Source organism: Methylobacterium sp. WL7 (genome assembly GCF_008040085.1).
Taxonomy (GTDB): domain Bacteria; phylum Pseudomonadota; class Alphaproteobacteria; order Rhizobiales; family Beijerinckiaceae; genus Methylobacterium; species Methylobacterium mesophilicum.
This window is the reverse complement of sequence record NZ_VRVG01000217.1, coordinates 1-4,725: the sequence shown is the minus strand read 5'-3', so window position 1 is coordinate 4,725 and position 4,725 is coordinate 1. Positions and strand designations below refer to the sequence as shown.

7 protein-coding genes and 1 pseudogene are annotated in these 4,725 nt (G+C 64.0%); 3 read left to right on the top strand and 5 right to left on the bottom strand.

Annotated features, from left to right (window positions below; all coding sequences use genetic code 11):
• From FV233_RS28140 to FV233_RS28125, 4 genes and pseudogenes are all read right to left on the bottom strand, one after another.
• Positions 1-507 (bottom strand): annotated as a pseudogene (locus FV233_RS28140) (hypothetical protein); the annotation flags it as partial.
• Between the two features lie 214 nt (positions 508-721).
• Positions 722-1,132: an integron gene (locus FV233_RS28135; RefSeq protein WP_147899489.1), complete on the bottom strand. Its 411-nt coding sequence runs from the start codon at positions 1,130-1,132 to the stop codon at positions 722-724.
• Between the two features lie 323 nt (positions 1,133-1,455).
• Complete coding sequence (locus FV233_RS28130) at positions 1,456-1,683, bottom strand: hypothetical protein (RefSeq protein ID WP_147855222.1); 228 nt, start codon at positions 1,681-1,683, stop codon at positions 1,456-1,458.
• A gap of 83 nt (positions 1,684-1,766) precedes the next feature.
• Positions 1,767-2,606: a helix-turn-helix domain-containing protein gene (locus tag FV233_RS28125; protein WP_147899488.1), complete on the bottom strand. Its 840-nt coding sequence runs from the start codon at positions 2,604-2,606 to the stop codon at positions 1,767-1,769.
• A gap of 558 nt (positions 2,607-3,164) precedes the next feature.
• On the opposite strand from FV233_RS28125, the gene FV233_RS28120 reads away from it, so the two are divergent.
• Positions 3,165-3,362, top strand: coding sequence for a hypothetical protein (locus tag FV233_RS28120; protein ID WP_147855220.1), 198 nt, complete (start codon positions 3,165-3,167; stop codon positions 3,360-3,362).
• Between the two features lie 52 nt (positions 3,363-3,414).
• A complete protein-coding gene (locus FV233_RS28115; protein ID WP_147855219.1) occupies positions 3,415-3,669 on the top strand; it encodes a hypothetical protein in 255 nt (84 codons plus the stop codon).
• A 72-nt stretch (positions 3,670-3,741) separates the two neighbouring features.
• Here the strand turns inward: FV233_RS28115 and FV233_RS28110 are convergent, their stop codons facing one another.
• The gene (locus FV233_RS28110) at positions 3,742-4,464 is read right to left on the bottom strand and encodes a PAS domain-containing protein (RefSeq protein WP_246690119.1); all 723 of its coding nucleotides are present in this window, start codon (positions 4,462-4,464) and stop codon (positions 3,742-3,744) included.
• Between the two features lie 25 nt (positions 4,465-4,489).
• On the opposite strand from FV233_RS28110, the gene FV233_RS28105 reads away from it, so the two are divergent.
• Positions 4,490-4,693, top strand: a complete 204-nt coding sequence (locus tag FV233_RS28105) for a hypothetical protein (RefSeq protein WP_147899487.1) — start codon at positions 4,490-4,492, stop codon at positions 4,691-4,693.
• Positions 4,694-4,725: the final 32 nt, after the last annotated feature.

Sequence of the window (4,725 nt, the reverse complement as noted above, 5' to 3'; positions counted from 1 at the left end):
GCCGGTCAGGCCTTCGTACAGGGCCTCGTGACCGACGTAGTACAGCGCCAGGAAGGTCGCGAGCGCACCACCGTAGTAGGCCGGCGCCCACGTGATGTCGCGGACCCGCACTGCGGTGCGCATGTCGTCGGCGGCAATGCCGAGCAGCACGACGATGATCCCGGAATGCCCGATCGCGTCGACGTCGGTCTTGAGTTCGGGGGTGAGGATGATGCCGCCCATCCCCCACAGCGAGACGAAGAAGAAGCCCAGCGTGGCGCGGACCAGCAGCTCGGTGTCGGTGCGGATCTGGGTGGTCACGCGATCCAGCGCGTTGAGCAGGGCACCGCCGAGCGGAGTGCCCTCGGCCAGGCACCCGAACATCAGGCACAGGATGGCCAGACCGGCGAGCCACTCGAAGTCAGCGCACAGCACCTGCTCGAGCCCACGCGGCTGCCCGGCGACGTCGTAGGCACAGAACCATTTTACGTGAGCGCTGGCGGAGCTCGTACCGGCGAGGAGGGCCAAGGGTGGGGCTGCGAGGCTTGCCAGCGAGCGCGTACCCAGGCGACGCGTGAGCCTGAGCGCCGAGACCCGAACCATGATGACCTCGAAAGACGTGGCGGGCACCGACCCGCCTACGTATTTCCTCACAAACAGCGGTGTCGCGTCAACGAGTTATTAACGAACATTACGCGATGGTTAATAGCGGTCTAGGTGCTTACTGCCTGGGCAAACGACGCTAGTTTTGATCTTTGCTGAGGCTGATGTAGCGCGCCAGAACCCAGCCGTGCTCGCAGGGGCCGGTGTAACTCTGCTCGACCGGCGTGAGGATCGTCGTCCGGCATCCGAGCAGCGCGGAGCCGTAGACGACGCCCAGCCACGGGCCGAGCTTCTCGCAAACCACGACCATGTCGCCGTCATGCAGGCGACCGATCTCGCGGAACGGAGCTTCTCCGGGACCGCTCTGCACCACCAAGAAGCTCTCCGGCTCGGCCCCGAGCTCGATCACACGCCCCTTCTCCGGACAGGCATCGTCGCCGATCGACCCGTGCATCAGAATTGGCACGTTCAGAGGGATCGTTTCGGCCTTCGCTAGGCTGGGCGGCAGGAGCATCAAAAGCAGCCCAAGACGCAGCGCAATGGATGACATGAGCGTGCCGCGCTGCCGTGTTTGATAGGGGCGCTATCGCGCTCGCCCGAGTGGGTGAGACGGCGAACAACGCGGCCGATGCTGAGGGGATCCGGGCCGTGAGCCGGCGCTTGCGGTGTCCAGTTCCCCCGCCGCACCGACCCTCACGCGACTGCCCGGCCGAGGCCTCACGGGCGCCCTACGGGGAACTGGCCCGGAGAGCGCCTGTCGTCACGTGCTTGCCCGCCGCACGCTTTGCGGTGTCGCGAACGCCTCGGGCGCACTGACGGGAAGAGGCGAGACTTCAGCAAATCCTGAGAGGTCTGCCACAAGAATGAATGGCTCTAGAGGGCACCCTCCAGCACGCGCTCCATCTGCACATCAGCCAGGTAGTTCATCAGAAGATCGGCAGTACCAGAGCTAGCTCCCGCGACCCAGGCTGGAACGGGCAACTGGGTTTGCGGGATGGCGGCGATAACGGACTCGGCCTTCAGCGCAGCCTCCCGCGGTGTGGCGGCAACGAGGAAGCGTACCCCCTGCGGGGTTTCGAGCAGGATCGCGATGCAGGTCATGGCGCCCTCAACGGGTCAGCCGCGAGAACCGTTTCGTTCTCAACCTGGCTTTCTCGTCCGCTCTGCCGAACACCCGCAGACCCTCACCGCATGGCTCGGCCCGTCCCACCACCCGCGCGAATTCTCGCTCGGCCTGATTGGTCGAGGTCGCCAGCCGCTCGTCGGCAGCCCTTCTTCGGTTCTGCTGGCCTCGTTTTCCCCAGATGTTGAACTTCAGTAGGCGTGCTGGTCACGCTTTTGACCCCTCCCCCTTGGAAGGTGGAGCCGTGATGACCCTTCCCTTGGGCAGGGGTAGGCCAGGCGGTATTCCCCTTCCGCGCCAGCCTCAGCCACGCCAGCCACTCCGGCGAGACGATGCGGAGCACGTTCGTGTCGTTGCGGAAGCCGGTGATCTGGCGCTCCTCGACGGTCAGCAGACCCAGCCGTGCCGCCTCGCGGATCGCGTTCTTCACGGTCGAGCGGCACACGCCGGTGACAGCGGCCAGGTTCTCGATCGAGAGCCGACAGTCCTTCCGGCGCGCCACCTCGGCAGCCACGAGAGAGAGCACGGCCTGCTCGGCCAGGGTGAACCGGGCGACGATAGCCTGCGGCATGCGGCCAGAGGCGGCCCAGCGGCGGCGGCGCTCCATCGAGGCGTCCGTGCGTGGCCGGGAGCCGACGCCAGGCCTCCTGGAGCTTCCCGCGCGATTTGAGGGCGAAAGTGTCAAGCCTACGTCGGCTGTTGCCGTTGGGTTCGGGCTCTGTCCGGATTTCTGTCCACCGACGGATGAGTGGCGGGCGTCAATAAGTCCAGACAGCGACTCAGCCTCGGCTTCCGTGATCTTTCCGTCGCTGTAGGCGCGCCAGAGCGCCGCCGTGATGGCGGGCAATGCGGCGCGCGCGGCCCCCTCCGCCTGTCGGCGGATCTCATCGGCATAGTTCATCGAACCCGGTCCCTCACGGGCCGCGGCTAGGGTCCAGGCAAAGCCTTCCCGTTGACGGAAACAGGTTCCGTCTTGACACCCCGGGGGGTCTCATGGCTTGTGAGGGGAAGCGACTCGGCCCTCACAGGCCCTCGGAATTTTCAGCAGCCTCTTCCTTGCCGGGAAGGGGCTGTTGGCTTTTCAGGGTCTATCTCGCGGCTGCGGTCTCCTGAATTGCCGGCTCTCGACTCGCCGAGGCGTGTCAGACCGGAACAGCCCATGTCGTCCGGCTCGCACGGCTAAGTCAACGTTGGGACCCGAGTCGGCAGCCTGCGCAATCTCGGTGATGCACACAGGGTCCCATTGAGCATGATCGCACCGACCCCATCGGACATCGGTCGCAGGGTCGCTTATCGTGACCGCCCGGAGGTGGAGCCCGAACTGGGCGTCGTGACCTCGTTCGATAGGTTCTTTGTGTTCGTCCGCTATGGCGCTGACGCGCACAGTCGAGCGACCAAGGCCAGTCACCTCGAATGGGTCCGTCTGGCCTCGTCCGGTTGACCACATTGAGGAGCTGTTGTGACCGAGCTTGAGAAGGTCGAGCGCGAGATCGCCACCCTGGAGGAGAGCGTTCGGTCCTCGACGCGAGCTCTCGAAGACCCGGACCTGTCTGCGGAAGGGGCGAGGCAAGAACGCGCGAGCATCGAGCTCTATCGACGGCACCTCGGTGACCTACTCATGAAGCGCGACGACCTGCAGTCCCTGATAGGCAGGTGAGGCGGCTGTCTGCGTTCTGGTGTAGCCGAGCTTGCAGAGGTATCAGGCCGCCATGGCCAAGCGCGCACGACAGCTTCCGCAAGAACGCGGCTCCATCCTGTTCGACGTCGTCTTCGAGGACGGCAGCCGCGCCTCGAACCGGCGTGTGCCGATGGAGATCCTCGGCGGTCTGGACGGCGATCAGCCGGCCCACGAACTGATCGAGCAGCAAGAGGCTGAGATCGCCGAGAAGGCTGGTCGAGCGCCGCGAGCGATCCAGACCCTCATGCGAACGGCTAAGCCGGAGCCGAAGCCCGTTCGGGACTAAGGCAAGGTACCAGCCCTTCGATCGATATCAATATATCCGCCGCCTGGCTGATCAGGCCTACGATGATGAGCCTTAGTGCACCTTCGAACCGCCTCTGTTTGGTGCCGCGGTCGCCCGTCCTTCCGGCAGCGAAGCTGCTATTTCGCGGCCGAGCTCAAACATCAGCGCGTGAATAAGCGGCTGTAGCCGGGCGGCACTGTCTGCACTCAACTCGTCCCTCAGTTCCCATAGCTCGAGTGCGCGCTCGGCCATACGCTCTGCGGGTGACAACGTCGCCTCGGGCACTCCAAGGAAGCGCGACGGGCCATCTACGTAACCCTCGGTCCGTGAGTCGGTGACGTCGATAAGGATGCCGCGTCCGCGCATTCCTCCATCCAGACTTCGCTCGAAATGCCCACGCGCCAGCACCCAGCGCACTACACCCGGCACGGGTATGATGCGGTGCTCCCACACGAACAAACCGCCCTCTTCGCGCACCCGGCGGCGACGCACCGTATCCAGAGCCAAATCCTCTGGGTGGAATATCGAAACGAGCCGAGACCATGAAATGCCTTGCGTGGTCTCGGCGTCGAGCAACCCATAAATCCGAGCGAACACGGCATCACCACGGATGCAGTCGTTGTCGACATCGTCCTCCCACAAGCCGATGTTGAGGTTGGTCAACGGCAGCGAGGCCGAAAAAAGCGTGTCATCCGATAACCGACGCGGCATGCGCCAACCCGAGTTTTCCGCAGCTTGAGCAGAAACTAGGATCACAACTTTTCGTTGCTCGGCAACCCAGTTATACAGTCGCACGGTTACAGGTGACGGCAGGCCCAGGATGGGCGAACGTGACAAAGGTGACGGCCGTGAATTCGGTCTTCCCACGACGGATCAGGCCGCCGCGGCTCGCGAGCGCGAGCGCGAGCGCAAAATGCGGACGCTGAAGCGTCTCAGCGATGCTCTTGGTCGACCGATCGAAGATTTTTATGAGTCTCGTAATAATTCTGCCCCAACCGTAAAAGAGCCAGTTGAAGACAAATAACAGATTGTAATCCGACTTCCTTAGAAATCACT